Genomic DNA, 26,800 nt, shown 5'->3' with positions numbered 1-26,800 from the left:
GGACTCCGCTCCAAACCGCACCCCGGATCCCACCCGAGACCAGATCTCCGACCGGGCCCCAGCCCAAGCCACCGACCCGACCGTGAGTCTGCTGTCTCATCCGGGGTGCACTCGCCGGAGGCCCCGCGCCGTTCACCCCGCTCGGCGCGGGCCCTCCACCCCCCGGACACACCGCAACCCGACACGTCCACACCCACCAACGGCCCGGTCACCGGCCCGCTCTCTCACCAGGTCCCCGACCAGGGCTGCGCCCGACGGTGGCCCGGCCTCAGACCAGGCCCTTGACCCGGTCTCTGGTCCGAGATGCATCCAACCGCGACCCCGCGCCGCTCTCCCCACTCGGCGCGGAACCTCCACCCCCGGACACACCGCAACCCGACACGTCCACACCCACCAACGGCCCGAACCCCAGCCCGCCCCGAACCAAGACTGTGCCCCGGACTCTGACCGAGCCTCTGGCCTAACCTCTGATTCGGGACGCCTTCGGCGGAGCCCCCGCGCCGCTTTCCTGCAGAGCGCGGGACCTTCACGGTCCGGCCACACCTCAACGCGACACCGTCCACGCCCACCAGCGGCCCGGTCACCGGCCGCTCTCTCACCAGGTCCCCGACCAGGGCTGCGCCCGACTGTGGCCCGGCCTCTGACCAGGCCCTTGGCCCGGTCTCTGGTCCGAGATGTATCCAACCGCGACCCCGCGCCGCTGCCTCCGCCCGGCACGGGACCTTTACCGTCCGGGCACACCCGTCCCCGCACCATTCGTGCCCATCAGTGGACCGGACTGTGACCGTGTCTCTGGTCTGGTCTCTGATTCGGGGTGCGATCGGCCGAGGTCCCGCGTTGGTTTTCTCGCTCGGCGCCGGGTGTTCAGCGTCCGGTCAGGTCGTAGCTCGGCGACGGCCGTGGTCGTCAGTCGAGTGTTGGGTAGTCCGTGTAGCCGCGGTGGTCGCCGCCGTAGAAGGTCGCGGGGTGGGCCTCGTTGTAGGGACCGCCGGCCCGGATGCGGGCGGGCAGGTCCGGGTTGGCCAGCCACATCTCGGCGAGGGAGATGGCGTCCGCGACTCCATCGCGCAGGGCCTCGACGCCGTGTTCCGGCTTCGCCGGGTACGAGTCGGGGGTCGGGTGCGGGTTCAGGATCAGCGTGCCGGGCCACTCGGCGCGGATACGCCGCGTGATGTCCCGGCCGGCGACCTCCATCACGTGCAGATAGGCGAGTCCGAGCGGGGCGAGGGATGCCACCAGCGCCGAGTACAGCTCGGGTGTGTCGCTCTCACTGATGCCGTTCGCGGTGTTACCGGGAGACACACGGAAGCCGACGCGGTCGGCCCCGATCGCTTCGGACACGGCGCGGGCGACCTCGACGGCGAACCGGACGCGGTTCGCGACCGTCCCGCCGTACGCGTCGGTGCGGATGTTGCTGCCGTCGGCGAGGAACTGCTGGATCAGGTAGCCGTTGGCGCCGTGCAGTTCCACGCCGTCGAACCCCGCCTCGACGGCGTTGCGCGCGGACGCGACGAACTCTTCGACGGCCTGCGCGATGTCGTCCAGGGTCATCTCGCGGGGGACGGGGTGGTCGAGCAACCCGTCCGGGGTGTACAGCCGCTCACCGGACGCGATGGGAGACGGCGCGACCGGCAGCCCCCCGTCCGGGTACAGCACGGGGTGGCCGACCCGTCCGGCGTGCATCAGCTGGACGAAGATGCGTCCGCCCGCGGCGTGCACGGCGTCGGTCACCCCGCGCCACGCCTTCACCTGCTCGTCCGAGTGCAATCCCGGCGTCGAGATGTACCCCTGGCCCCGAACGCTCGGCTGGGTGCCCTCAGTGATGATCAACCCGGCGCTCGCTCGCTGCCGGTAGTACTCGGCGGTCAACTCGGTCACCGTGCCGTCCTCGCCCGCGCGACTGCGAGTCATGGGCGCCATCACCAGCCGATTCGGCAGTTCCAGCTTTCCCACGGACAAGGGTCCGAACAGTTCCTGCATGGCTTCCTCCTAGCGATTTCTCTTCGCTCAGGAACGTATGAGCCGCCATGCACGGGGCGAATCCGTATGGATTCGGTAGTTCGGCCCCGTAGTTTGGATGCGTGCTCTACGGGCGGAACAACGAACAGGCACGTATCGCCGGGCTTCTTACCGAGGCACGCGATCATCGCCGTAGCGGAGCGCTCGTGCTCCGCGGGGAGGCCGGCATCGGCAAGTCGGCGCTCCTCGCCGAGGCGGCCCGGCTCCTCCCCACGGACGGCGTCCCGCATGTCCTGCGGGTCACCGGGGTCGACGCGGAGTCCGGTATCGCGTTCGCCGGTCTCACCCAGTTGCTGTGGCCCGTCCGTGAGCGCCTGGACACGCTTCCCGCCCCCCAGGCCGCCGCCCTGCGCTCCGCGCTCGGCGGCCCGGACGCCGCACCCGGCCGGGACAGGTTCACCACCGGGCTCGCGGTCCTCACCCTGCTCGCCGACCTCGCCGACGAAGGCGGCCCCCTCCTCTGCGTCGTGGACGACGCCCAGTGGCTCGACACCCCGACCGCCGAGACGCTGCTGTTCGCGGCGCGGCGGCTCGCGGCCGAGGGCGTGGTGATGTTGTTCGCGACCCGCGACGACGCCTTCACCGGGACGGGCCTGCCCGAGCTGCGCCTCGAACGGCTCGAACGCCGCGACGCCGAACGGCTCCTCGCGGCACGCGGCCTGTCGCCCACGGTCCGCGCCCGGGTTCTCCGGGAGGCGTCCGGAAACCCCCTCGCGCTCCAGGAGCTGGGCGCGTCCGGGGCCCGGCCATCGGACGGTCCCAACCCGCTGCCCGTCGCCGACCGCGTGCTCGCCTCGTTCCGTGACCAGATCGGCCGGCTACCGTCCGGCACCCGGCAGATGCTGCTCATCGCGGCGGCCGAGGGGCGCGGGCACATGCCGTCCCAGCTGAGGGCCGGGGGGCTTCTCGGCGTGGGCCTCGCCGACCTGGAGGCGGCCGAACGCGCCGGGCTGGTGTCGGTCAACGGGCGCAGCATCGAGTTCCGCCACCCCCTGATCGGGACCGCTTCGTACCACGGCGCGGTCGCGGCACAGCGCGTCGCCGTCCATCGGGCGCTCGCCGAGTCCGCCGACGACGAGGACTGCCGTGCGCGGCACCGCGCGTCGGCGGCCATGGCACCGGACGAGGACGTCGCCGCCGATGTCCAGAGCGCGGCGCGGCGCGCCGTCGACCGCATGGGCTACGCGACGGCGGCGACGCTCTACCGGCAGGCGGCCGACCTGACGCCGTCCGCCCACGCCCGCGCCGCGCGCCTCGGCGCCGCCGCGTCCCTGACGCTCCAGGCGGGACGGCTCGACGAGGCGGCGGACCTCGCCGTCCAGGCCGACGGACTCACCCGCGACCCCGCCGAGCGTGCCCGGCTCGCCCGCGTCCACGCCACGGTGGAGTACGAACGAGGCGACCCCCGCGCGGCGGCCCGCATGCTGGTCGACCACGCCGCCGACGCGGCACCCGGCGAACACGCCGCCATGCTGCGGGCCGGTGCCCTGTGCGGGTGGGCGTCCGGCGAGCCGACGGCCGTGCTGCGCGCCGCCGAACTACTCCCCGGCGACCGCACGGTCCAGGCCCTCGCCCTGCTGGCCCGCGGCGACCACGCACAAGGCGTCCCGCTGCTCACCGACCTCGTCGAGGAAGCACGCGGACGTAACGGAGCCGCACACCCGCGCAGCACGCAGGCCTCACCCGCGACGGGCGACTACTCGCGAACGTCCGCCGCCGCGGTGTCGAGCGCGCTTCGGGTGCGCGGCGCCAACGGAACCGCGCATCCGACCGGCACCAATGAGGAGCCCGCCGCGGACAGCGCCGAACGCGTACGCAGCGCGCAGTTCGCGCTGATCGTCGGGGCGGACGAGGCCGCGCTGGAACTGGCGGGCGCCGAGGTCGCGCACTGCCGCCGGCACGGCCTGATCGGGGCGCTGCCGAACATCCTGCAGACGCTGGCCCAGGCGCAGATCGCGGTCGGCCTGCACGCGGACGCGGAGGCCACCGTCGCCGAGGCGATCGCGCTCGCCCGCGACACCGGCCGCCCCCACCGCGAAGGACGCCTCGGCGCCGTCCTGGCACGGATCGCGGCGATCGAGGGCGACGAGACCCGGCTCCGCGAACTGGTCGCCGAGATCCCCCCGCCGCACGCCGGCCTCGGCGACAGCGCACTGGCCCTCCTCGACCTCGGACTCGGCCGCTGCGACGACGCGCTGCGCCGCTACGAGGAACTCGCGGGCCACGCCCCACCGTCCGCCGCCGACCAGGTCGAGGCGGCCGTACGCGCGGGCCACCCCGCCCGCGCGAAGGCCGCTTTCGAACGATTCCAGGTCTGGGCCGAGGCGGGGGAGCAGCCGTGGGCCCTCGCGGTGTCCCTACGCTGCGAGGGCCTGCTGACCGACAGCGAGAAGCCGTACCAACAAGCGCTTCGGCTACACGAGCAGGCGACACGACCGTTCGAGCGGGCCCGCACCCTGCTCCTCTACGGCGAATGGCTACGGCGCGCCCGCCGCCGCGCCGCCGCGCGTGTCCCGCTCCGCACGGCCATCGAAATCTTCGAACGCCTCCGCGCCACCCCCTGGCTGGACCGCGCACGCGCCGAACTGCGCGCCACCGGCGAATCCGGAGGCTCGACACCGACCGCCCCCGACCTTCTGGACCGCCTCACGCCGCAGGAACTCCAGGTCGTCCGCTTGGCAGCCACGGGAACAAGCAGCCGCGACATAGCCGCGCAACTCTTCCTCAGCCCACGCACGGTCGAATACCACCTCTACAAGGCCTATCCAAAGCTAGGCATCTCATCCCGCAAGGAACTCTCCCGCCTAACCTTGCACCCAACGACGGAGCCCAGAAAAGAAATCATCCACTAAAACACCAACCACTGCCCCCAGAACATGAACGCCCCGCCGCCAACAAAGCACCCCAAACCACCACACCCCGAAACTCAAAGCAGCGTCCTTGCGAACCATCGCCTGCGAGCCGCCACAAACTCCACCGGTTCCCGGACGGTAGAACGTCGGCACCCTGCGCCTATGGAAGGCACGCACCACCTCTCAGACGTGCACCCCCATGGCGCTCCGCCCTGAAATCTAGCAGAGGGTTCGGGTGAGGAATTGTTCGGTTAGTCGCCATGCGCGTTCGGCCGGTGCCAGCTGGTAAAGCATGGGTGCCTTGCGGTTGTGGAAGGCACGCACCACCTCTCAGACGTGCACCCCATGGCGCTCCGCCCTGAGATCTAGGAGAGGGTTCGGGTGAGGAATTGTTCGGTTAGTCGCCATGCGCGTTCGGCCGGTGCCGGCTGGTAGAACATGGGTGCCTTGCGGTTGTGGAAGGCGTGGCCGCCGTCCTCGTGGACGTGGATCTCCATGCCGTCCCGTATGGCACGTTCCACTTTGGCGACGTCCTCACGAGGGATGTACGGGTCGTTCCCACCGAAGTGGAACTGCGCGGGAGCCTGAATGGAATCGATCAAATTCAGGGCGTCCGGCACACCGGATCCGTAGAACGAAACGAGCGAATCTACTTCGGCATTGGCGGCCAGCAGATAGGCGAGGGTTCCACCGAAACAGAAACCCAGAACACCGACCTTGCCCACGCCCGGCAGCGTCTTCAGGACGGCCAGCGCCGCTGCGGCGTCCTCGACGCCTCTCTCCCAGTCGAATCGCGAGGCCATGGAAACCCCCTTGGGGATCGCCTCCTCGCTGTGCGGGATCGTCCAGTTCGGCTGGATTCGCCAGAACATGTCGGGTGCGGCCACGACGTATCCGAGTGCCACCAGATCCTCGGCGACCGCCTCCATGTACTCACCGACCCCGAAGATCTCCTGGACGAGCAGGATGCCGGGTCCTCGGTCGCCCCATACGTGCAGGTTGAACTCGCCGTCCGGAACGATGACCTTCTCAACGCGCGACATATCACTCCAAGATCGCATAGACGGCACTGGCGTGTGCGACGGTCGTTCCGTCGACCGTCATGTCGATCTCCGCGAACGCCAGCGTTCGTCCCAGTTTCGACAGATGGACGCCCACCAGCACGTCCCGTCCCGTCACGGGCCGCTGGAACGACGTGCTGAGCTGCACGGTCGTCATGGGCACGAAGCCGCCCTTGGCCACCGACACGGCGATCACCACCGCCGTGTCCGCCGCCGCCATCAACGCCTGCCCGGACAGCGCGCCACCCTCCCGCGCCAACCGGTCCGACCACGGCAACCGCAGTACGACCGCGCCGTCGTCCCCCACGTCCTCGACGACCAATCCCAGTTCCAGCACCCACGGCGCGAAATTGTCGCGCAGGATCTCTTCGGGCTTCACCGTCACATGATGCACGCTGAGGACATGGACGAGGAGATCTTCCTACCCGCCACCTACGCGTCCGAGGTCCCCTACGACACGTTCAGGAGGTTGCGCGCCACCTCCCCCGTCACCTGGATTCCCGAACCGGCCGTCGGCTCCTGGCCCGCCGGTTCCGGCTACTGGGCGGTGTTCCGACACGCCGACGTCAAACAGGTCCTGCGCTCCCCCGACCTCTTCTCCTCCAACCTCGGCGCCACCCAGATCCGCGACCCCGACACGCCCGAGGACCTCGCGTTCGTCCGCGCCATGATGCTCAACCAGGACCCGCCCGACCACGTCCGTCTCCGCCGCATCGTCGCCGCCGCGTTCACCCCACGCGCCGTCCGCGCTCTGGAAGAGACCATCAACGACCGCGCCCGGACCCTCATCGCCTCGGCCGTCGACACGGAGACGGACTTCGTCGAACTCGCCGCCGACCTCCCCGTCTGGACGCTCGCGCACATCATGGGCGTCCCCGAGTCCGACCGCCGCCTTCTCTACGACTGGGCGTCGCGCGTCATCGGCTACCAGGACACCGAGTACGCGGCCCTCTCCACCGCCGACACCGCCTCCATGAGCCCCATCGCCCGCGCGGCCATGCGGCACCGTCCCACACCGTCCAACCGGCCGGACGGCCGCCCGGTCAACCCGCGCTCCTACCCCGCCCTCGCCGACATGTTCGCCTACGCCCACGCCCTCGCCGCCGAGAAGCGCCAGAGTCACGACATCATGTCCCGCATGCTCGACGGTGGCCTCACCACCGAAGAGTTCGAGAACATGTTCTTCCTCCTCGCGGTCGCCGGGAACGAGACCCTCCGCAACGGCATCCCCGGCGGGCTCCTCACCCTTCTCGACCACCCGTCCGAACTGGCCCGACTCCGCGCCGCCCCGTCCCTCCTCCCCTCCGCCGTCGAGGAAATGCTCCGCTACTGGCCGCCCGTGATGAACTTCCGCCGCACCGCGACGCGACCGACCACCCTCGGCGGCCAGGAGATCCAGCCCAACGACAAGGTCGTCGTCTACCACGCCTCGGCCAACCGCGACGAAGCCGCCTTCCCCGAACCCGACCGCTTCGACATCACCCGCACCCCCAACGACCACGTCAGCTTCGGCTTCGGCCCCCACTTCTGCCTGGGCGCCCACCTGGCCCGCACCCAGATGCGCGCCATCTTCCGCGAACTCCTCCCCCACCGCGTCACCCGCACCGGTCCGCCCGTCCGCCTCGCCTCCAACTTCCAGAACGGCCTCAAGCACCTCCCCGTCCACCTGGCCCCGTAACCCCGTCGCAAACCCCTCCCCGATCTCGGTACCCTTGCCTGACGGGTCGCTAGCTCAATTGGCAGAGCTCCGGACTTTTAATCCGTAGGTTGTGGGTTCGAGTCCCACGCGACCCACCAGCTGTGACCAGGGCGAACAGCAAAGATGCCCGGTTGTCAGGCGCCCGGCGTGCCCACTTCGTCCCTGCGGTTGTTCGAGGCCTGCTCGGCGGCTCGCTCCGGGCTCGGGACGGATTAGCTCTTCTGGGCTTCGCTGGCCAGCCCTGCGGGAGTTGACCACTCCCCTCCTGCCCCTGCCGGCATGGGTTGGAAACTCTTGGTGTGACTGCCACGGGCTTGTGATTGCCGGAGTTGCTGCGCTCGTTCGAAGGCTTGGATGCTGACGAGTGCGTCGTGAACCTGGTATTCGGACCAGATTCGATCGGCGCGGTCGCGCTACTGCCGCCAGAGGCCTTCCACCTCCCGTGACGCCGCCGTCCCGCCTCGTCTGGCCGTTCAACACACGCCCCGCGCCGGAGAACCGGTAGGCCGAGAGAAGCGCCCGGTCGTCTAGTGACCGCAGGCCCGGTGCAGGGCTCGCTTGAAGTCATCGGGGCGGTAGTCGGGGAGGACGGCTGCGAGGTGGCCGTCTGGACGGATGATGTGGACGGTGTTCGCGCCGGCTCGCAGCGCCGGGCGGAGCACATCGTCGGTGTCGATCTCCGGTAGGGGGTGCACCGCCACGGGGATCTGCGCTGAAAGCTCGGCGATTTCCCTGTCGTGGCCGGAGCTTCCGGTCAGGACGACGAAGCCGGTGCCGAAGAGGCGGCGCAGCCGGGTGGGTTGGCCGTCGACGGCGCAGGGGCCGTCCGGGCACAGGACGCCGGAAAGCGGTGGACGGACGGCTCCCGGCTCGTGCGGGAATTCGCTGGTCGGGAGTGAAGGCGTCGTCAATGGCGAGTCCGGGTACCAGTACGGTTCGGCGAGCTTTCCGGAGTCGATGAGTGCTCGTGCGTCGGGGTCGGTGAGGGCGCGCTCCAGTGCCTCGACCCGTCGCTTGCGTTGTTCCTCTGTGTGCGGGACGAGGAATTCCATGGTCTGGGTGGTCACGCGGAGGTTCTCCCCTGCCGCGGCCCAGCGTTCGGTGTGGTAAGTGGTGAGAATGTCCTCCGGGGCCCAGCCGTGCCGGACGAACGCGAGTTTCCAGGCGAGGTTCTCTGCGTCCTGAACGCCCGAGTTCAGGCCGCGGGCGCCGAAGGGGGCGTAGAGGTGTGCCGCGTCCCCTGCCAGGAAGACCCGTCCGGCGGCGAACCTCTCGGCGCGCCGTTCTTGGAAGCGGTAGGCCGAGGTCCACACGAACTCGTAAGGGATGTCGCCGGTGATCCTTCGGATGCGGGCGTCCAGCGCCCCGCTCTCCCGTTCGGCGTCCAGGTCGTAGTGGGCGGGGACCTGCCAGTCGATCCGCCACGTTCCGTCAGGGCAGTGATGGACGAGGACCTGCCTACCCGGATTCCACACGGGGTCGAAGTAGAACCGTCGTTCGCTCGGGAACGGCAGGTCCGCGCGGATGTCGCAGATGAGGAACTTGTCGCTGAAGGAGCGGCCGGGGAAGCCGATGCCCAGCAGTTCCCGGATGGTGCTTCGGAAGCCGTCCGCCGCGACGAGGTGGCTGCCGCGTACGACGGCCCTGCCGGCGATGTCCACCTCTACGCCTGAAGCGTCCTGCCGCAGGCCGGTCACCGGGTGGCCGTACCGGACGTCCACCAGCGGTTGCGCGTCGACCAAGTCCTGTAGGTACGCCTCGACCTCGGTCTGGGAGATGTTGATCCACGGCGGCACCGTGCTGTGGCCGGGATCGGGGAAGGTGACCGCGAAGAGTTCGGTGTCGCGGTAATAGGTCCGGCCGGTCGTCCAGGTCACGCCCCGGGCGATCATCTGCTCGGCGCAGCCGACCCGGTCCAGGATGTCCAGGACGTCGCGCTGGAAGCAGATCGCCTTGGATCCCGTGGGGTCGCGCCGCTCGGCGGCTTCGAGGACGACCGTGGGCACACCGAAACGTGCCAGGAGGAGGGCCGTCACCAGGCCGACGGGCCCGGCACCGGCGATGAGGACCGGCTCGAGCCGGGAGTGAGCCCTCGCGGCGCCCCGCCCGGGCTCACTGTCAGCATCACCGGAGCCGGGCGTCAGCGATGGCGGCGCCGGCCATGTTCTGCCTGCCTTTGATTCCTCGTGGCTCGCGACCAGACCGGCCGGCCGGCCGAGGGTGCGCTTCCGCAGGTGGCGCGCGGATATCCGGCGCAGCGGGGAGGACTTCGCCCCGGCGGTGTGCCAGGTGCCGGTGGCGGAGTGCCGCAGCGCGGCGGCGGACAGCTCGACGAATTTGGGGGCGCCGGTGGAGCCGGACGTGGCGATCAACACGGCGGTGTCGGCGTGGACGGGGGAGTGCCCGCCGCGCGGGCGGTACGGGGTGAGGCCGTCGCCATCATCACCCGTGCTCCGGTGTTCGCCGGGCAGGGGTGATCGGCGAGTGGTTCACCCGAGGCCGGTGCGGTCACCGCGGGCTCACCCCTCGTCGCTCTCCTGCCCGAGGCGTGACCAGATCCGCGTGAGGGCGCGCAGGTCGTCGTCGTCGAGACGGTCGAGGAAGAGTCGGCGCAGGTCGGCATGCTGCTGCTTCCATGCCTTGCGCAGGAGGTTGCGCCCGTCGGGTGTCAGGACGGCGACGTAGCCGCGTCCGTCCTCGGCCGCACGCTGACGCTCGATGAGTCCACGGCGCTCCAGCCGGTCGGCGAGCCGGGTGAAACCACCGGTCGACATCAGTCGGTCCCTGGCCAACTCGGACATCCGCATGCCGGAGCGACCGGCTCGACCGAGCAGGGACAGGACGCTGTACTCGGCCATGCTCACGCCCAGCGGGGCGATCCCCGCCTCGATCTCACGCCAGATGCGGTCGTGGGCGTACAGGAAGCCCTGCCAGGCATCGTTCTCAAGGTCGCTCAGACGTGGAGTCGCCACTTCCGAAGTGTACCGCGACGGCCGTCCTCGGCATATGGAACACATGTCTGCGCAGGCAGCAAGTGGGTTGGAATATTTGCCTGCGCAGACATCTTATTGGGTTCGGGACGTCGAACGGCGTCCGCACGGGACCGTAAGGAGAGCACGTTGTCCACCACCGTCACCGGCGAGCGATCTCCCTTCGAGATCGGCTTCATGACCTTCGCCGAGATCACCGCCGAGCCGGGCACCGGCACGCTTCCCTCCGCGCACCAGCGCGCCCGGGAAACCATCGAGCAGGCGCGGCTCGCCGACGAGGTCGGGCTCGACCTGTTCGCCATGGGCGAGCACCACCGCACCGACTTCGTCGGCTCGGCCCCCTCCGTCGTCCTGGCCGCGGCCGCCCAGGCCACCACGAACATCAGGCTGACCAGCGCGGTCACCGTGCTCAGCTCCGACGACCCGGTGCGGGTCTGGGAGCAGTTCGCCACACTCGACCAGTTGTCCGGAGGCCGGGCCGAGATCATCGTCGGCCGCGGCTCCTACACCGAGTCCTTCCCCCTCTTCGGCAACGATCTGGCCGACTACGCCGACCTGTTCCGCGAGAAACTCGACCTGTTGCTGCGGATCCGCGCGCAGAACCCGCTCACCTGGAACGGGCGGTTCCGCCCCGCACTGGACGCCGCCGACATCGGTCCCCGCGCGATGCAGGAGCAACTGGCGATCTGGGTCGGCGTCGGAGGAACCCCCGCGTCCGCCATCAGCACCGGCCGACTCGGCCTCCCCATGGCCATGGCGCTGTTGCTCGGGCCGATCACACATCACCGGCAGACCGTCGACCTGTACCGGGAGGCCGCGCGGCAGGCCGGGCACGACCCCGCCACACTGCGCACCAGCATCAACCTTCACGGCTACGTCGGACGTACGAGCCGGCGCGCCCGCGACACGATGTACCCCTACTTCGCGCAGGGAATGATGGCCAACAACCACCGGCGTGGCCGCGGGTTCGCGATACCGCGGGCCGCCTTCGAGGCCCAGACCTCCCCCAACGCCGGTCTCGTCGTCGGCAGCCCGCATGAGGTCATCGAGAAGCTGCTGGCCTACCACGAGCTCTACGGCCTGGACCGCGCCCTGATCCAGATCGGCTTCGGCGGGATGCCGCAGGCGGACGTCCTCAAGGCGATCGAACTGCTCGGCACCGAGGTCGCCCCCGTCGTACGCCGCGAGGTCGACTCCCGGAAGGAGCGGGCGGCGTGACCGCCACCGTGAGCGACCAACGGGCTCTCATCGGCGGCCGCACCGGCCGTGCCCCCTCGCGGGAGGAGGCTCGGACACTGCGGGTCGTGGTCGTCAACGGCAGCCCGAGCGAGAAGTCCAAGACCGTCGGACTGGTCGGCGTCGTGCTGCGAACACTCACCAGCGTGCTCGCCGTCCACGACGTCGCGGTCCAGCACACCCGGATCGACGTCTACCGGCTCGGCCCCGCCTTCACCGGAGCCTTCGCGAGGGAGGGCATCGCCCCCGAGATCGAGGACGCGCTCCGCCGCGCCGAGGAAGCCGACCTGCTCATAGCCGCCACCCCGGTGTTCCGCGGCTCATATACCGGCCTGTTCAAGCACTTCTTCGACCTGGTCGACCAGTACGCACTCGCGAACAAGCCGGTCTTCCTCGCCGCCACCGGCGGCGGAGATCACCACGCGCTGGTCCTGGAACACGCCCTTCGCCCGTTGTTCGGGTTCTTCCAATCGATGACCCTCCCGGTCGCCGTCTTCGCATCCTCCGGCGACTTCGACGGCACCACGCTCCTCACTCCGCGCGTCTACGGCCGCATCGAAATGGCCGTGGAGGACGTGAGCGACATCCTCACGCTCGTGGCGACTCGCGGGAGACCGGCTGACTGACACCGGCCGCATCACGGTGACCACAAGGAATACAAGCAAGGAGAAAGCCATGCCGCACACGCCACTTACCACCGACAACAGCGCGGTCGTCCTCATCGATCACGAGGTCGGTTTCTCGAACCTCATCGGATCGCACACGATCGAAGAGAACCTCAACGGCACGCTCGCGCTGGCCAGAACCGCGAAGCTGTTCAACCTACCGCTGATCGTCACCGCCGCTCCCGAGGACTTTCCCGCAGGTCCTCTCTACCCCGAGCTCGCCCGAGTCCTCGGCGACACTCCCGTCATCCACCGTCCGCCGCTCTTCGACGCTTTCGAGAACGACCGGTTCGCCGCGGCCATCGAGACCGCCGGACGCAAGAAGCTGATCATGGCGGGCATCCAGACCGACATCTGTCTCGCCCTGACCGCCTTGACCGCGCTCGACCGTGGCTACGAGGTCTACATCGTCGTAGACGCCTCTGCGGCCACCACCAAGGAGACACACGACACGGCGGTCATGCGCCTTGTTCAGGCCGGCGCGATCCCCGTCAACTGGCTTGCCGTCGGCTCGGAGATTCTCCGCGGTTGGGTCGACCAGCCGCTCGCACCAGCGTTCGGGGAGCTGATCTACGAGCACCTGCCGTCCTGGCGGCACCATCACGTGGCGAACGACGCCATCGCGAAGTACGCCACCAAGTAGTCCCCGAGCCGCACCCCGGGCCGGGCGTGCCCCGTGTAAGGGCCGCCCGGCCCAGCCGGCCTCTCTGCCGGTGCTCGAGATGGGAGTGGTAGATCCGTTCAGCGCCGAAGACCGAACGGCCATTGCCTGTCAACGCACGGTCTATTCAGGCTCGTCAGGGTCGGCAGCCGTATCCGGATCATTCGTGCGTTGCTGCGTAAGGTAGTCGAGAGTGCCTTTGAGCAGCACGAACCACGAGAGAGCCTTGCTGGGTTCCTGGATTTCGCCGCGTAGATATCTCGCTTCCAGGCTGTCTTCGGGCAGAGAAGCCAAGTAGTTGGCGAGTGCCTCGCCGCTGCGGCTGTTCTCGGCCAGCACCGGATTCTTAGAAGAATTCGTCGCGAGAAAATCGCGAAAATTTCGCTCTACCGACGAAACGTCGAGCGCTTCTACGATCTCCTGAGCCTGTGTAATGGTCTCCTTGCTGACCTGCGCGTCCAGGAACTCGTTCGCCAACTCCAAGAACGAACGGACATTGACGATGTGGAAGGGTTGCCTCGCACGTTCCCATACCTCGGCCGACAGTTCGGCCCGCGGGAGCGGTGATCGGCCGCCCGGCTGCTGGACGACCCAGTCCTCGGCCGTCTTGCTCTCGTTGGTGACGAACAGCACCGGAAGGGGGCGGCGCTCCACCTCCTCCAAGAGCTGAACCCACAGCACGTAGTCCCCGATGGCCTGCTCGACCGGCTTGTCCGCATCGGCGTAGCCAGGGGGGATCTGCCGCTCGTACCGGTACGCGGCCTCTTCCCTGACCTTCCGCATGTCCGCGAGCGGCGGACCGATCCGACCTTGGAGCAGCTTCTCGATCTCCGCCAGGATCGGGTCATGGGCCTGGCTGGCGGCCGCCTTGAGGTCGAACCGGTAGAGCTCTGCGACCTTGTCGGTGATATGCACCTGGGTCTCATGCAAAACCTTCACCAGCTCGCCGACCTGATCTTTGCCCAGACCGCGCCGGCCACCGAAATGCTGGAGGTCGTCCTTGATCTTACGGAAGGAGCTGCCGAGGTCACTGCCCAGTTTCGCAACGGCTTTGGCGCACTCGTCGATGATGCCGAGACGACCCTTGAGAAACTCGTCGGCAACGCGGTGCGGAACCCATAACCGGTCACCCAGAAGGCCGAGGGTGCGGACGAACTCCGTGCTTCCCAGCGAGTTCAGCCGGTAGGCGTCGAACAGCGCGTTGGTGTCGAACACGACAAGGCCCTCGGTCAAGAACCGTGCGAGTCGGTCACCGGCAGGCGGACCGAAGTGCCAGGGGAACAGGTCGCGGAGTGACGACGTCTCGGCTGTCGGCGGATTGTCTTGAGCCACACGAGCGAGATTAAAGCGCTGTACTACCTGCGCGCCTCCGCTTTCGGTGAGTCGATCACCTCCTGGTGGAGAGGCCCGCGCGCACCTTCAGCGGGCCCACGAAGGAAGTGCCGCCGCCCATCCACTAGCCGGGGAGGCAGGGTCGACTCGCTCGCGGTCAGTCGGAAGAAGCGCGACCGCCTGTATGAGGTGTACGCGGGCTCGGCGCTTGCTGAGAAGCACGTCCATGTAGGGCGCTTTGACCGAGTATTGCGACCAGCGGTGCGTGCGGCCGGAAGGCGTTCCGTGGGTCAGGTCTTGGCGCGCTGCTGCTTGAGGCGGAGTTCCTCCTTGCGGACTTCGGCTTGGACCGCTTGCTCGCGTTCCAGCCAGTCGGGCCTTTCGGCCTTCAGATCCTCGATCTCGACTGTGGTGAGGGGGCCCGTGATGCCGGCACGGGCCAGACCTGAGATGGAGACGCGGAGCCTGGCGGCGACGACCTGGCGGGGGTGGGGGCCGTGCCGGCGCAGGTCCGCCAGCCATGAGGGCGGGTCGGCTTGGAGCGCGTTCAATTCGTCCCGGGAGACAGGGCCTTCCTGGACTCGGCGGGTGCTGCCGACAGCAGGATCCCCAGCTTCTTGGCCGCGGTCGCGGACTTCATGGTCTGCGGGGTCTTTGCTTTGGACGTGCCCATGACCTCAAGAGTAGCCAGCGGGAGGGAATCGTCTGGACGTGACTAGGGTGGCGGAGTGAGCGATGGTGAGTTCCGGCTGGCCTACGTACCGGGCGTGACGCCCGGGAAGTGGGCCGGGGTATGGGCCGAGCGGGTCCGGGAGGTGCCGCTTCGCCTGGTGCAGACGCCGGCGGCCGAGATCGTCCCCCTGTTGCGGAGCGGTGGCGTGGACGCGGCGTTCGTACGCCTGCCCGTCGACCGCGAGGCCCTCCATGTGATCCCTTTGTACCTGGAGACGACCGTGGTCGTGGTACCGAAGGATCACGCGGTGGCCGCAGTGGAGGAGGTGGAACTCGCCGATCTCGCCGACGAGGACGTGTTCGAGCCACTCGACGAGGTTCTGACCTGGGACGACCGCCCCGGGCAACCCGCCTTCACCCGTCCTGAGAGCACCGCCGACGCGATCGGGTTGGTGGCGTCGGGAACCGGTGTCCTGCTGCTCCCGCAGTCTCTCGCCCGCCTCCACCACCGCAGAGACCTCACCTACCGCACCGTGACCGACGCTCCCCAGTCCCAGATCGGCCTGGCCTGGCTCGAGGCCGTGACGACCGACCTCATGGAGGAACTGATCGGCATCGTCCGCGGCCGCACCCCCAACAGCTCCCGTGGCCGCAGTGCCCCGCAACAGTCCACCCGTAAGAAGCCAGCGCAACAGCGCCCCGCCTCCAAGCACCGCCGCCACAAGCGCCGCCGGAGGTGAGTCGCGCTCACCGCCAGCGCCTCGGTACGGGGGCGCAGGAAGCCGACACGAAGAGCCGCCCGGTGTCGCCCCACGACCAACCGACCTCACAAAGAATCGAGGCTCATTTGCTCGGCTGGGGGACCTTGCAGTCGGCGGTGGGGTTGAGGCCGATGTAGTTGAGCGGACCGGAGGCCAAGGTGATTCCGATCGTGGCGATTCTGGCGCAGCTGCCGTCGAATTGGGTGTAGTAGTGGCGCTGTCCCGCGGCGAGCGCTCCTACGATCAGCCAGGCGACGAGCATCCACCGTCCGGACCTCATCGCTACCTCCGGTGACCGCTTCGCCGACCCTGGGGGTACGACAGTAACGACAAGATCGTGCATAGTTAAGCAAATCGGGCCGGGTGTGTCATGTCACCAACGTCTCGCGTGCGACCGCCATGCTCTCGACGACACTCCGACTACCACCGGAGAATCCCGACCGGCACTCCACTGGCCAACCACGCCGCCGAAGCCGTCAAAGGCGCCACCCGGCGATGAACCGGCTCTCCGCACACACCGCAGGCCAATCCCCCAGCCGACTACCACTGCCCCTCCTTCCGCACCGACCGCTCCGCCGGCGCGCCGAGCGCCGCTGACCAGCCGAACATCTGTCGGCGGCGCCCAAGGACTCGGCTGATGCCCGCGCCAGTCCATCATCGACGGCGTGTCGGCCTCGGCGGTGAAGTTCACTTGCGAGGCCGGCCCGATCGTCACGTCGCTTACGCAGGTGAGGGACGTGCGCGCCACCGGTCCCCTGCCGTCGTGGCGCGCCTTCGTCGATCAGGTGGCGCTCCGTGATCAGCAATTGCTTTTTGATGGCGCCGTCGAACAATTCTCGTGCGTAACTCAATCGAGGGTCGGCGACCTCCGGCGTCCGCTATCTGCTGCGAGCGATTCCTGGTCAGTTTTCGTCGATGGAAAGTGCGTCAAAGAGTTGGCCGCCGGCTTCATTCAGGACGAAATTTGCGCCGAGCGCACCCGTTGAGCTGGGAAAATACACCGACCCGGGCAGCAGTCCCCAGGTTCGGACGCGTCGTTCAGATGGTGTCCAGTGGTCGTCCAGCGCATGTCCAGTGCGGCTGAATAGCTTATACCGCAACAGATCACATCACACCGGAAATGAAGGAAGGGACATGCGCAGTCGTTTGCGGAAAGCTTGTGCCCGGATCGCGGTGGCGATTACCGCCAGTGTCGTGGCCTTCGGGGGCGGAACTCTGGTCGCCGGCCCGGCCGGCGCCGCCGGCTCGTCTAGCACGCCGGTGATCGACGTCACCAACGGTCGGTTCAACGTCATTCTTTCGAACTCTCAGGTCGGGAGGCTGGCGGCAGGGGACAGTGTCACCGCGTTCCACGGTTTCAGTACCTTCCAGAAACTCACGATCCAGTCCCAGGGCTTCGATCTCGAAGGACGTATTCAGGGCAAGCTTCGCAGCCACGACTTCAAGAGCTTGTGGCAGGTCTACAACCTTCCGTCATCGGCCGGCTACAAGGTTTGGGGTCTCAGCTTCAAGAAGGACACCAGTCAGAGCGTCCTGAAGGAGGTCTTCCGCCGGGAGCAGCTGATCGATGTCAATATCGACATCACGTTCCGGGTCAAAGCCGCCGCGTTGCGCGGGGTGTCCACCCTGCGTATCGGGTTCGAGACGCTGAGGCTGGAACTCGACGGAAAGACCAAGGATTTCACGGTTGTCAACCCGGACTCCGGCGGCGCCAAGGACCAGGACGGTGACGACGTCCCGATCGACTTCGAGCCGATCTGACCAAGGCCTCTCGGTGGGTTCTAGGCTGACCCACCCGATGATGCGTTGACGACGGCGGCGATTGGTTCCGGGCAGGCACCGGCACCGGTCGCCGCCGAACCTGGTTGGGTCGGCCCGTGGCAGATGAAACCCTTTCTTTCACGCTGCATATCATGAGGTGCGGCACGGCGGGTTCTGATGATATTCGCCACGGCCACGCGGCCGCCGTGATGCTCCTGCTCGGCGGCTCCAGCGCCGCACTCGCGGACGGCGCGCATTTCACGAAGTGGATGTGGGGTTGCAGGCAGGCGTGAACCTTCACGTGTGCGGTAACGGCGCGGGAGTGTCATCTGGATTCCGGCCGTCGGCGGGGTGGCCTCGAATGGTGACCTGACCCACGGACTGCGTTTCGCCGGCCTCGCCCCGGACGTTCTACAGCGCCGGTCTGCTCACCGGATCGTCGAGCATGGTGGGTGTCTCCCCGCTCGACGCGAGCTGGTCCTCGGCCTCTACCTGCGGATCCAGGCCGGCCCGGGCGCGTGACTGCTCGTACCGGTTGCCGACGTCCTCGGCGAGGCGCAGCGCGGACAGGTGGTGTCCCCGGGCCTCGGCGAGGCGGCCCATGGCCGCGGCGACCTCCCCGAGGCTGTTCGCCACCCGCGCCTCGCCGGCACGATCCCTGACCCGCCGGAACAGGGCGAGCGCCTCGCTGAGGTGGTCGAGGGCCTGTTCGTGCTCACCGCGCAACAGGTCGACGCCGCCCAGGCCGTCCAGTGCGTAGGCCTCGCCGGCCGGCTCGGTCGCGCAGCGGAACAGGGTGAGAGCGTGCGCGTGGTGCTCGCTCGCCCTGTCGTACCGGCCGAGGGCGGACTGGACATGGCCGAGGTACGCCAGCGCGTAGGCCTCGCCCACGGTGTCGCCGATGTCCCGGCAGATGGCGATCGACGCGCGGAGGTCGTCCGCCGCGTCGGCGTACCGGTTCTGGCGCAACCGCACATGGCCGAGGTCACCGAGGCCGCGCGCCTCGGTGCTCTTTGCGCCGGTGAGGCGGGCCAGGGTGATCGCCTCGGCGAGCAGCCGCGCGGCCTCGGGATACCGCCCCTGCCATTGGTGGACGTGCCCGAGATCGCCGAGCGCGCGCATCCGGGCGAGATCGTCCCCGACCTCGTACGCGAGTTCCAGCGCCCGCTGCAGCTCGGCACCGGCCTCGGCGTACCGGCCCTGGTGGATGGCGACGCCCCCGAGGTTGATCCGCAGCCGTGCCGCGCTGCGGTGGTCGGGCACGCTCTCGGAAGCCCGCAACGCGTGCTCGTGCAGGGTGACGGCATCGGCGTAGTGGCCGCCGGTTTCCAGGTAGCGCGGAAGTATCAGGGCGAGCTGCACCGGGTACCAGGCCTGCCCGTGCTCCGCCGCGTGCACCGCGGTGGCCACCAGGTTGGCGCGCTCGGCGTCCAGCCAGGCCAGCGCCGTGCCTTCGTCGTGCAGTGTGGGCAACGCTCCCGCGGGACGCGGGACCCGGGGCCGCCGGTGCCGTTCGGCGGGATACAACACGTCCATCGCCGTGGCCGCGGTGTGCAGATAGAACTCCAGGACGCGGTGCGGCAGGTCAACCTCGCCGTTCCGGACGGCCAGATCCTTGGCGTACGCCCGGAGCAGGTCGTGCATGCCGTACCGATCCCCGTTGCGCTGCACCTGGTGCCTGCCGGCGAGCAGCTCCAGGCTTTCCCGTGCCGTCGCCTCCTCGCCGCCGAGGAGGGCGGACGCTCCGAAGACGTCCACATCAGTACCGGGATGCAGCCCCAGTAACCGGAACATGCGGGCCGCGACGGGCGGCAGGTCTCGGTACGACCAGGAGAACACGACGCCGATGTCGGAGTGCGGATCTCCGGTGGACAGCAGGTTCAGCCGCCTCCGGTGGTCGGCGAGTTCGCCCACGACCTCGGCCAGGTCCACCGGTGCTCGGCGGTGCACCAGCTCCGCCGCGATCCGCACCGCGAGCGGCAGCCTGGCGCACTGTGTCGCCAGCGCCTCGGCCGCGCCGGTCTCCACGGTCACCCACTGTCCCACCAGTCGCCGCAGCAGCGCCAGCGCGTCCTCACGGCGCAGGACGTCGAGGTCCAGGCGGCGCGCACCGTGCCGGACGACCAGGCCGGGCAGGCTGTCGCGGCTGGTCACCAGGACGACGCTGTCGGCCGACCCGGGCAGCAGCGGCCGGATCTGGTCGACCGAGGCGACGTTGTCCAGCAGGATCAGCATGCGACGCCCGTTGAGCAGGCTGCGGTACCGGGCGGCGCGCTCCTCGACGTCACCCGGCACCTGCTCGCCCGGCAGGCCGAGCGAGCGCAGGAACCTGGAGAGGGCGGCGCTGGGGGACACCGGCTGCTCCTGGTCGTAGCCGCGCAGGTCGATGTAGAGCTGGCCGTCCGGGAAGCGGTCGCGGGCGCGGTGCGCCCACCGGGTGGCGAGAGCGGTCTTGCCGACGCCCGCGGGGCCGGACACGACGACGATGACGACCGTGTCCGGTTCCGGCGCGATGGTCAGCCGGTCGAGTTCGCCCAGCTCGTACGCCCGTCCGATGAAGACCGGAACGTCGGCCTGCAACTCGGCGGGCACCGTCCGGTCGGCCGCGACGGGCGCCGGCCCGGTCAGCACGTGGGCCCGCGAATCCTCGTCCAGGATCTGCTGGTACGCGGCGGTCAACTCCGGGCCCGGTGCGACGCCGAGTTCGTCGGCCAGCCGGCGTCGCACCGCGTGGTAGGTGGTGAACGCCTGTGCCCTGAGGCCGGCGGCGGCGTACGCGCGGACGAGCCGAGCCTGCCCCATCTCGTCCAGCGGGTCGGCCGCCGCGACTTCCTCGAACGCGCTGATCGCCCGGTCCACCGCCCCGGTGGCCAGCATGGCGGCGCCGTACCGGCCGAGCGCGGCCCGGTGCTCCGCCACGATCGACAGCACCCGCGGGTGCTCGGCCAGCAGCGGGAGATCGGCGAAGGGCCGGCCCTGCCACAGCGCCAGCGCCTCGGTCAGGGCCGCCACCTCCCCGGCGTCGGCGGCCTGGCGGACGAGGCGGCGGAAGCGCGTGATGTCGATCTGGTCCGCGGGGACGCCGAGGCGGTAACTGTCGCCCAGATAGGGCAGCACCTCGCTGCGGGAGTGCGGCGCCCGCCCGGGTTCCAGCAGTCGGCGGAGCCGCTTCACGTGCGTCTGGATGACATTGACGGCGCTGGCCGGTGGCTGATCACCCCACAGGGCGTCGATCAGACCGGCCAGGCCGACCGGCTGCCCGCCGGCCAGCACGAGCAGGCCCAGCACGGCGCGTTGGGCGGGCGGCCCGAGCAGGAGCGGCTCGTCGTCGAGCCAGGCGCGCATCGGCCCTAGTACCTGGATCCGTAGTGTCGATCTCGCGTCCACTTCCGGTCCGATCTATTGTTAAAAAATCGCTCGGCGATAGCTTATCTATAAGATCCGGTACAAGCGATAGAGATCAACCACATATGTCGCAAATCGGACAGACAGCGCCGAGTGTGGCGGGCATCGTCGGGGCCGTCGGAACCGTCCGAGCCGACGCTCTCGTGGTGTACGAGGTGTTCCTACAAACCGTCTGGGTACACCGGCGGGTTCACCGCTGCGATCATGGTGCGGAACATCGGTATGGAAACCGTCAACGGCTGGGCCCTCGTAGGTTCTCGCCGGACCTGAGCGCGACGGTCGTCGACTTCTGGAAAGGCGACCTGCTGTCGGACGGCGGCGTGGGCGCCACGCGCGACCAGCGGTGGAATGCCGTGGTCCCGGCCTGGCGGCTCGATCGACATCGGCTTCCGCGCCGACGGCACGAGCGACGTGCCGTCCCCATTCAGCGTCAATGACCTCCCGTGTCAGGGGCGCCCTGATCTTCGGCCCACAGTGATTCGCTCGGCCGAGAGGGCAGGACTCGGTACGCCGTACTCCTTTGCGGCGAACAACTCTTCGTACGGCTCGTCCATTGGCGGCCAGACGGCACGGTGCTCCTACAGGCCCGTTTCCTTCGTCCTATATTCAATTAGTCAACCCGCACCGAGGCCCACGGCAAGATCATTCTTAGGCCGTGAAAGGCTCCATGCGCTCGCCTATCGAGCCGTGCTCGACGGCCCCAGGGAACTTCGGGGCTCACTGTCCGGTCAGGCCCAGAAGGTCCAAGCGGTGGGGATACGGAACGCGGCGGCGAGGACGAGTACGGCCGTGACGGCGAGGACGGCAGGGCGGCCGGGTAGCGGTGTCTCGCCGGTGTGGGCGAAGCGGCGGCTCAGCAGCGCGCCCAGTGCCGCGCAGGGCACCACGATCACCAGGCCCTGCACCAGCACCGTGTACAAGGTGCCGGTGGCGAAGTCGGCCGTGCCGGGAATCGCGAGCCAGTCGTCCATGGGCGGGCTGATCAGCCCCGTCCAACGGACCAGCGGCGTGGCGACGAACACCGATCCGGCGGTGGCCACCAGCGCGGAGACCGTGGTGGCCAGCAGGACCAGTGCGGGTCGGTGGGCGCGGTGCCGCGCCGCGACCACGAACGCCACGACGCCCTGCACGAGGAGCATCACGGCTATCTGGGTGTCGGTGAAGGCGACCAGGAAACTGGTGCAGGTCAGCGTCAGATGACAGTCCTCTGCCCAGCGGACGGTGGTGGGGAGGGCGGTCTCGGCCGCGAAGACGAGAACGATGGTCAGGGACGCCGCCGCCAGGCCGCTCGCCAGCCCGATCCGCAGCGCCGGGCTCGGTCGTGAGCCGCGCCGCACGGCGGTCAGCAGCGGGGCGACGCTGAGCAGCAACACCGCCACCGGTACCGCAGGGCTGAACACCAGTGCCTGCACCGGCGGCCAGTCGGTTCCGGTCAGCCGGGTGACCGGCGTGTACCAGGCGCTGGAGCCGGCCGGCCGAGGGGGCGCACCGAGTCGGACGGGCCCCCACCCGGAACTCACACTCTGCCACCAGCTGATGAAGAGCAGCGCCCCGGCGACCGTTGCCACCGTGACCGGTATCGGAGCCGTCCGAGGCGGAGCGTGGCGGATCGTGGACACCGTCCACACCGTCACAGCGGTCATGCCCACCGTAAGCGCGAGCCCGGCGCTGGCGTAGGTCAGGAGCGACAGCCACCATGCTGATTCTTCTGACCACAGCAGATGACCGCCGTGAAAGCTGAGGGGGTCGCCGGCCATGAATCCGGCGACGAGGGCCGTGGGGACCGCCAGGCATGTCCGCAGGTCGGGCCGGTGTTGCGGGCGGTCCGCGACCCATCGCCACAGCGTCGTGGTCAGCAGTCCCGTGACCAGCAGCCAGGTGACCAGCCCGATGATGGCCTGCGGTTGCAGCAGGTTACGGGTGACCAACGCGGCGCTCAGTTCGAACGTGGCGGGTATGGCGAACAGGCCGGCCGTCAGCCCGATTCCCGCCATCTCCCACAGGGACGGTCTCGCGAGCATGGACGGGCTCGCCAGAGCCGCGCGCCGCTGTTCCGGAGTGGGGTGCATGCGCGTCCAGCCGGGCCAGAACCGGGACGCCGACTCGGGCACGTGTCGCAGTGTCCGCTCCATCACCGGCTTGCCGTCGGGCCCGGCCACCGTGGCCGCGGTCGCGTCGGCGTGCACCTCTCGCACCCGCAGGATCGCGTTGCGGGTCAGCACCACTATCGCCGTCAGCACCGCCAGCGGAAGGAGCGTCTCGATCAGCGCCGTCCGCCACAGCGTTCCCGGGGACCAGCCGAGCGGGTCGGTGAGCACCTCGGGATGTGCGGTGACCACCAGGGTCGGGACGAGGGACACCGCGACGAACGCCCACCACAGCGCGATGGTCAGGTAGGTGACATCGACGTCCCGATTGCGCAGATGGGCCAGTTCGTGCCCGGCGACCGCGCGCAGGACGGTGAGGTCGGTGCCGGCCTGTTTCAGCAGCCCGGCGGTGAGCATCACCCGCCGCCGTCCCGGTAACCCGAATGCCAGACCGTCGACCCCGCCGTCAGCCGACACCATCCAGGTCGGTGGGCGGGCCAGGCCCATCTTCCGGCTCAGCGCGTCCAGCCGCTGGGCGGTTTCCGGATCGTCGACATCACGCAGTTCCGCCAGCCGCCAGCGTCGCACCCGCCACCACGGGTGCAGCAAGTACAGCAACCCCGCGAGGCCGAGCATCGCGGTGTCCCCCACCACTACCCAGCGGATCTGGTCGCGGTAGACGGGCAGGTGACACCGCTTGATGCGATCCAGGCCACGAGCGTAGGGCTCGACATCGGCTGCCGTGCGCAGCGGCGTGATGGCGGCCTTCGCGCGGACTTCGCACGCGGAGGCGACCTGCTGGCGGTTCTGATGTTCGGGGACGGCGAAGTACAGGGCGGTGAACGCCAGCGAACCGGTCGCGAGGACCGCCGCGATGAGCAGGAAGAACCGGGTCGTGGTCCCGCTGGGTGGCCTCACTCGGAGTTTTGCCTCAGTCGCCGTACCAGCACCGCCGCGACGCTCTCGGCCGTGGCCGGCTCATGTCCATGGTCCACCACGATCTGCTCGGCCATCCGCCCGATATGAGCGACCTGGTCGTCCGTGAGTTCAAGCCGAGGTCGGTCGTCCTCCCGGCCCGTCCATCGGCGCAGCACCCGGCCCAACGGCCGCACCGGCGCCCGGACGGCCTCACCGGTGATCTCCTCGATCGCCCGGCTCAACACCCAGAGCACGACCGGCGTCAACAGCGGGACGGCCTCGCCGAGCCCCCAACTGATCGGTGCTCCGTGTCGCCGCCCATGACCGGAGAGCGCCTTTTCCTCGGAGCGGAAGAACCGGTCGGCGACCACGGGGAAGGCCGCCCTCTCCTCTGGCGCGACCTCCGAGATCACATCCTGAGCGATCTGGCGTATGTGTGACTCGTGCACGTCCACCTCCGCCATGTTCGCTCTCCGAACCGCTGCCGAGACCACCCTAGGAGCCGGCCGTCCCCCACTTCCATGCACTTGAGCACACAACCGAAACCGTGGTCGCGACCACCTCATAGCCCAAGTAGCGGTATCTCCCTCTGATGCTGGACTGGCCGCGGAACGTATCGTCCGCGACATGCCGGGGGCGGTCAGGCGCGCCAGGTTCGAGTGACGGTTCGCTCGATCAGGTTGACCGAGTCCGCGGGGGTGAGGCTTCGTTGCGCCAGCCAGTCGAAGACGCGGCGGTGCTCGTGGGTGACCGTCTCGTCCTGGACGAGGCTCAGCGGATGGCTCTCACTGTGCACGACGGTGGGAAAAGTGACCTCGAAGGACGGCGCGAACTCCAGGAGAGTGAACGCGTGGAGGGCGGCGCTGTGGTCGGCACCCAAAGGCAGTATCCGCAATTCGATATTGGATAGACCTGCAATCTTTATCAGGTGCTCCAGTTGCCGACGCATGATCTTGGTATGCCCGATCCGGTGCAACAGCACGGCCTCATCCAAGATTGCTGACAGCCGGAGGGAACGCGGTGCCTCCAGGAGCTCCTGGCGTTTCATCCGCACCTGGAGATCGCGCTCGATGACCGCCGGAGGCACCGGAACGATCTCCGCCCATCCCTGGATGACGCAGCGCGCGTAATCCTTTGTCTGCAACAGCCCCGGCACCAACTGCGCCTCATAGGCGAGTGCGAGGTCGGCCTCGTCCTCCAGCGCGCAGTAGGCGGCCTGGTCCGCCGGCAGGCCCGGGTATTGAGTCCACCAGCCGGGTCTGGCCGCCTCGCGCGCCAGGGCGAGCAACTCGGCCATCGCGTGCTCTTCGGTTTGGTAGAGCCGCAGCATGCGCTTGACGTCGGACTCCCGCACCCCGATCCGCGCCGTTTCGATACGGGAAACCTTGCTGGCCGACCAGCGCAGACGCCGTCCGACCGTCTCGATGCTGAGGCCGCTGGCCTCGCGCATGCGGCGCAGCGCGACCCCCAGGCGTCGACGGCGCACGGACGGAGCTTGGGATGTCGGCACGTTCCACTCTTCTCAGGGTGACCAGGAATGGCGACGACCACCTGGAGTTGCGGTTTTCTGAGGTGTTGGATAATGGTCGACCATTTTGACGTGAAACTCTCGGTGCATGTTGCACCGCAGATCTTACCTTAAGATTCGTCCAAAGTTGATGAGAATCCCAAAACGGCGTGTCACCACAAGGATAGATTTGCATAAACAGCTTGGTGCATCAAGCCGTGCATGATGCACGGGCGCGGCAGGTCGGGCATATTTGGAGCAAGGGGAGATAGGTCGCCCCGGGTCCAACCACCCGAGGCGAAGCATTGTGTCGAGTGCCGTGCTCGCGATGGCACGGTATCGGTACATGCCACCTCAGAGGTGGCGACCTCTGCGTCGTGGACTACCGTCCGCCGACTGGGGATGGGAGGACGAACCTTGCCCCTCTGCGGCCCCCTTCACCGAAGCATCCTGGCTCTCGACCTGGAGAGCTCGTCGACCCGCACGGATCTGATCAAGGTCGAGTTGCGAAATCAGCTCTATCTGCTGCTGCATCGGGCGATGCGGACGGCGGGCCTCGACGAACGGTTCTGTGAGCCCATCGAAGACCGCGGCGACGGCGTCCTCGTCCTCGTCCAGCCGACCGACGAGGTGCCGAGGTCACGTCTGCTGGACCCGTTCATCCCGGAGCTGGCCCGCCTGCTGGCGGGCTACAACGCCGCGTTGCCGGACGCCGACCGTCCCGCGCACCGGCTGCGCATGCGCGCGGTCGTCCACGCCGGCGATGTGCTCCGGGACGACCACGGGCTGTTCGGCGCCGAGATCGACGCGGCGATTCGCCTCCTCGACGCCGACGCGGTGCGCTCGGCCCTGCGGCAAGCGAGCGCCCCCCTCGCCCTGGTCGTGTCCCAGCAGATCTACGAGGCCATCGTCATCCACGGATACTCCGGCCTGTGCCCGCAGACGTACCACCGCGCGGTCGAGATCAACGTCTGCGGCCTCACTCGCTACGGCTGGATCCACATACCAGCTACCGGCGACCTCGACCCGCTAAACGACTTCGAATTCATTAAAGGAGTTTAGCATTGGTTACGATCGGCTAAAACGTTGGACACATTACGGGCGCTGAAGTTGGCGTACCCGTAGGCGGTATTGAGATGATTTCCTCGACGTGCGGTCGCGCTCTCGCTCTTCG

Annotated in this window: 23 protein-coding genes and 1 tRNA gene; 11 read left to right on the top strand and 13 right to left on the bottom strand. The window is 68.7% G+C overall.

Annotated elements, in window-relative coordinates:
• Positions 1 to 906: 906 nt before the first annotated feature.
• A complete protein-coding gene (locus tag BZB76_RS27275) occupies positions 907 to 1,980 on the bottom strand; it encodes an alkene reductase (RefSeq protein WP_121437268.1) in 1,074 nt (357 codons plus the stop codon).
• Between the two features lie 101 nt (positions 1,981 to 2,081).
• Between BZB76_RS27275 and BZB76_RS27270 the strand changes: the two genes are divergently transcribed.
• Entirely contained in the window at positions 2,082 to 4,871 is a 2,790-nt protein-coding gene (locus BZB76_RS27270) for a helix-turn-helix transcriptional regulator (RefSeq protein WP_121437267.1), read from the top strand.
• A 365-nt stretch (positions 4,872 to 5,236) separates the two neighbouring features.
• Here the strand turns inward: BZB76_RS27270 and BZB76_RS27265 are convergent, their stop codons facing one another.
• Together BZB76_RS27265 and BZB76_RS27260 are read right to left on the bottom strand one after the other, a co-directional pair.
• A complete protein-coding gene (locus BZB76_RS27265) occupies positions 5,237 to 5,914 on the bottom strand; it encodes a dienelactone hydrolase family protein (protein ID WP_121437266.1) in 678 nt (225 codons plus the stop codon).
• Position 5,915: 1 nt separating this feature from the next.
• A complete protein-coding gene (locus BZB76_RS27260; protein WP_211343214.1) occupies positions 5,916 to 6,317 on the bottom strand; it encodes a PaaI family thioesterase in 402 nt (133 codons plus the stop codon).
• 18 nt (positions 6,318 to 6,335) lie between these two features.
• On the opposite strand from BZB76_RS27260, the gene BZB76_RS27255 reads away from it, so the two are divergent.
• Complete coding sequence (locus BZB76_RS27255) at positions 6,336 to 7,610, top strand: cytochrome P450 (protein ID WP_121437485.1); 1,275 nt, start codon at positions 6,336 to 6,338, stop codon at positions 7,608 to 7,610.
• Positions 7,611 to 7,653: 43 nt separating this feature from the next.
• Positions 7,654 to 7,729 (top strand) — tRNA-Lys (locus BZB76_RS27250).
• A gap of 429 nt (positions 7,730 to 8,158) precedes the next feature.
• On the opposite strand, the gene BZB76_RS27245 is transcribed toward BZB76_RS27250, so the two are convergent.
• Both BZB76_RS27245 and BZB76_RS27240 read right to left on the bottom strand, forming a co-directional pair.
• Positions 8,159 to 10,003 carry an FAD-dependent monooxygenase gene (locus BZB76_RS27245; protein WP_246007234.1) on the bottom strand — a complete coding sequence of 615 codons (1,845 nt, stop codon included), beginning with the start codon at positions 10,001 to 10,003 and terminating at the stop codon, positions 8,159 to 8,161.
• Between the two features lie 147 nt (positions 10,004 to 10,150).
• On the bottom strand, positions 10,151 to 10,603 hold the full coding sequence (locus BZB76_RS27240) for a MarR family winged helix-turn-helix transcriptional regulator (RefSeq protein ID WP_170180768.1): 453 nt from the start codon (positions 10,601 to 10,603) through the stop codon (positions 10,151 to 10,153).
• 147 nt (positions 10,604 to 10,750) lie between these two features.
• Between BZB76_RS27240 and BZB76_RS27235 the strand changes: the two genes are divergently transcribed.
• The 3 genes from BZB76_RS27235 to BZB76_RS27225 are packed head-to-tail and all read left to right on the top strand — an operon-like array spanning position 10,751 to position 13,165.
• On the top strand, positions 10,751 to 11,839 hold the full coding sequence (locus BZB76_RS27235) for an LLM class flavin-dependent oxidoreductase (RefSeq protein ID WP_211343213.1): 1,089 nt from the start codon (positions 10,751 to 10,753) through the stop codon (positions 11,837 to 11,839).
• Positions 11,836 to 12,483, top strand: coding sequence for an NAD(P)H-dependent oxidoreductase (locus BZB76_RS27230; RefSeq protein WP_211343212.1), 648 nt, complete (start codon positions 11,836 to 11,838; stop codon positions 12,481 to 12,483). The genes BZB76_RS27235 and BZB76_RS27230 overlap by 4 nt, the downstream gene beginning before the upstream one ends.
• A 49-nt stretch (positions 12,484 to 12,532) precedes the next feature.
• Positions 12,533 to 13,165 (top strand): isochorismatase family protein, encoded by a 633-nt coding sequence (locus tag BZB76_RS27225; protein ID WP_121437263.1) that lies wholly within the window; start codon positions 12,533 to 12,535, stop codon positions 13,163 to 13,165.
• Between the two features lie 141 nt (positions 13,166 to 13,306).
• Here BZB76_RS27225 and BZB76_RS27220 read toward each other — a convergent pair whose 3' ends face one another.
• From BZB76_RS27220 to BZB76_RS36475, 3 genes are all read right to left on the bottom strand, one after another.
• Entirely contained in the window at positions 13,307 to 14,515 is a 1,209-nt protein-coding gene (locus BZB76_RS27220) for a PIN-like domain-containing protein (protein WP_147449564.1), read from the bottom strand.
• A gap of 290 nt (positions 14,516 to 14,805) precedes the next feature.
• Positions 14,806 to 15,066 (bottom strand): DUF5997 family protein, encoded by a 261-nt coding sequence (locus BZB76_RS27215; protein WP_246007233.1) that lies wholly within the window; start codon positions 15,064 to 15,066, stop codon positions 14,806 to 14,808.
• A complete protein-coding gene (locus BZB76_RS36475) occupies positions 15,063 to 15,188 on the bottom strand; it encodes a hypothetical protein (protein WP_281273913.1) in 126 nt (41 codons plus the stop codon). Before BZB76_RS36475 ends, BZB76_RS27215 begins: the two co-directional genes overlap by 4 nt.
• Before the next feature lie 55 nt (positions 15,189 to 15,243).
• On the opposite strand from BZB76_RS36475, the gene BZB76_RS27210 reads away from it, so the two are divergent.
• A complete protein-coding gene (locus BZB76_RS27210; RefSeq protein ID WP_246007232.1) occupies positions 15,244 to 15,927 on the top strand; it encodes a LysR family substrate-binding domain-containing protein in 684 nt (227 codons plus the stop codon).
• 103 nt (positions 15,928 to 16,030) lie between these two features.
• On the opposite strand, the gene BZB76_RS27205 is transcribed toward BZB76_RS27210, so the two are convergent.
• Positions 16,031 to 16,228 carry a hypothetical protein gene (locus tag BZB76_RS27205; RefSeq protein ID WP_121437261.1) on the bottom strand — a complete coding sequence of 66 codons (198 nt, stop codon included), beginning with the start codon at positions 16,226 to 16,228 and terminating at the stop codon, positions 16,031 to 16,033.
• A 385-nt stretch (positions 16,229 to 16,613) separates the two neighbouring features.
• Here BZB76_RS27205 and BZB76_RS27200 point away from each other — a divergent pair, with 385 nt between their 5' ends.
• The 3 genes from BZB76_RS27200 (at position 16,614) to BZB76_RS34975 (ending at position 18,002) form a co-directional block, all read left to right on the top strand.
• Entirely contained in the window at positions 16,614 to 16,934 is a 321-nt protein-coding gene (locus BZB76_RS27200) for a hypothetical protein (RefSeq protein ID WP_121437260.1), read from the top strand.
• Positions 16,935 to 17,082: 148 nt separating this feature from the next.
• Positions 17,083 to 17,709 (top strand): hypothetical protein, encoded by a 627-nt coding sequence (locus tag BZB76_RS27195; RefSeq protein ID WP_147449563.1) that lies wholly within the window; start codon positions 17,083 to 17,085, stop codon positions 17,707 to 17,709.
• Positions 17,710 to 17,825: 116 nt separating this feature from the next.
• Positions 17,826 to 18,002, top strand: coding sequence for a hypothetical protein (locus tag BZB76_RS34975; protein ID WP_170180767.1), 177 nt, complete (start codon positions 17,826 to 17,828; stop codon positions 18,000 to 18,002).
• A 118-nt stretch (positions 18,003 to 18,120) separates the two neighbouring features.
• Here BZB76_RS34975 and BZB76_RS27190 read toward each other — a convergent pair whose 3' ends face one another.
• From BZB76_RS27190 to BZB76_RS27175, 4 genes are all read right to left on the bottom strand, one after another.
• Positions 18,121 to 21,054, bottom strand: coding sequence for an AfsR/SARP family transcriptional regulator (locus tag BZB76_RS27190; RefSeq protein WP_121437258.1), 2,934 nt, complete (start codon positions 21,052 to 21,054; stop codon positions 18,121 to 18,123).
• Positions 21,055 to 21,842: 788 nt separating this feature from the next.
• Complete coding sequence (locus BZB76_RS27185; RefSeq protein WP_121437257.1) at positions 21,843 to 24,119, bottom strand: M48 family metallopeptidase; 2,277 nt, start codon at positions 24,117 to 24,119, stop codon at positions 21,843 to 21,845.
• Positions 24,116 to 24,583, bottom strand: a complete 468-nt coding sequence (locus tag BZB76_RS27180; protein ID WP_121437256.1) for a hypothetical protein — start codon at positions 24,581 to 24,583, stop codon at positions 24,116 to 24,118. The genes BZB76_RS27185 and BZB76_RS27180 overlap by 4 nt, the downstream gene beginning before the upstream one ends.
• Before the next feature lie 176 nt (positions 24,584 to 24,759).
• Complete coding sequence (locus tag BZB76_RS27175) at positions 24,760 to 25,605, bottom strand: helix-turn-helix domain-containing protein (RefSeq protein WP_246007231.1); 846 nt, start codon at positions 25,603 to 25,605, stop codon at positions 24,760 to 24,762.
• Positions 25,606 to 26,028: 423 nt separating this feature from the next.
• Between BZB76_RS27175 and BZB76_RS27170 the strand changes: the two genes are divergently transcribed.
• Complete coding sequence (locus BZB76_RS27170) at positions 26,029 to 26,688, top strand: hypothetical protein (protein WP_147449562.1); 660 nt, start codon at positions 26,029 to 26,031, stop codon at positions 26,686 to 26,688.
• Positions 26,689 to 26,800 lie beyond the last annotated feature (112 nt).

It is taken from the genome of Actinomadura pelletieri DSM 43383, assembly GCF_003634705.1.
Classification (GTDB): domain Bacteria; phylum Actinomycetota; class Actinomycetes; order Streptosporangiales; family Streptosporangiaceae; genus Spirillospora; species Spirillospora pelletieri.
Note: the sequence above shows the minus strand (reverse complement) of the source record. Positions and strands in the feature narration are given on the sequence as shown.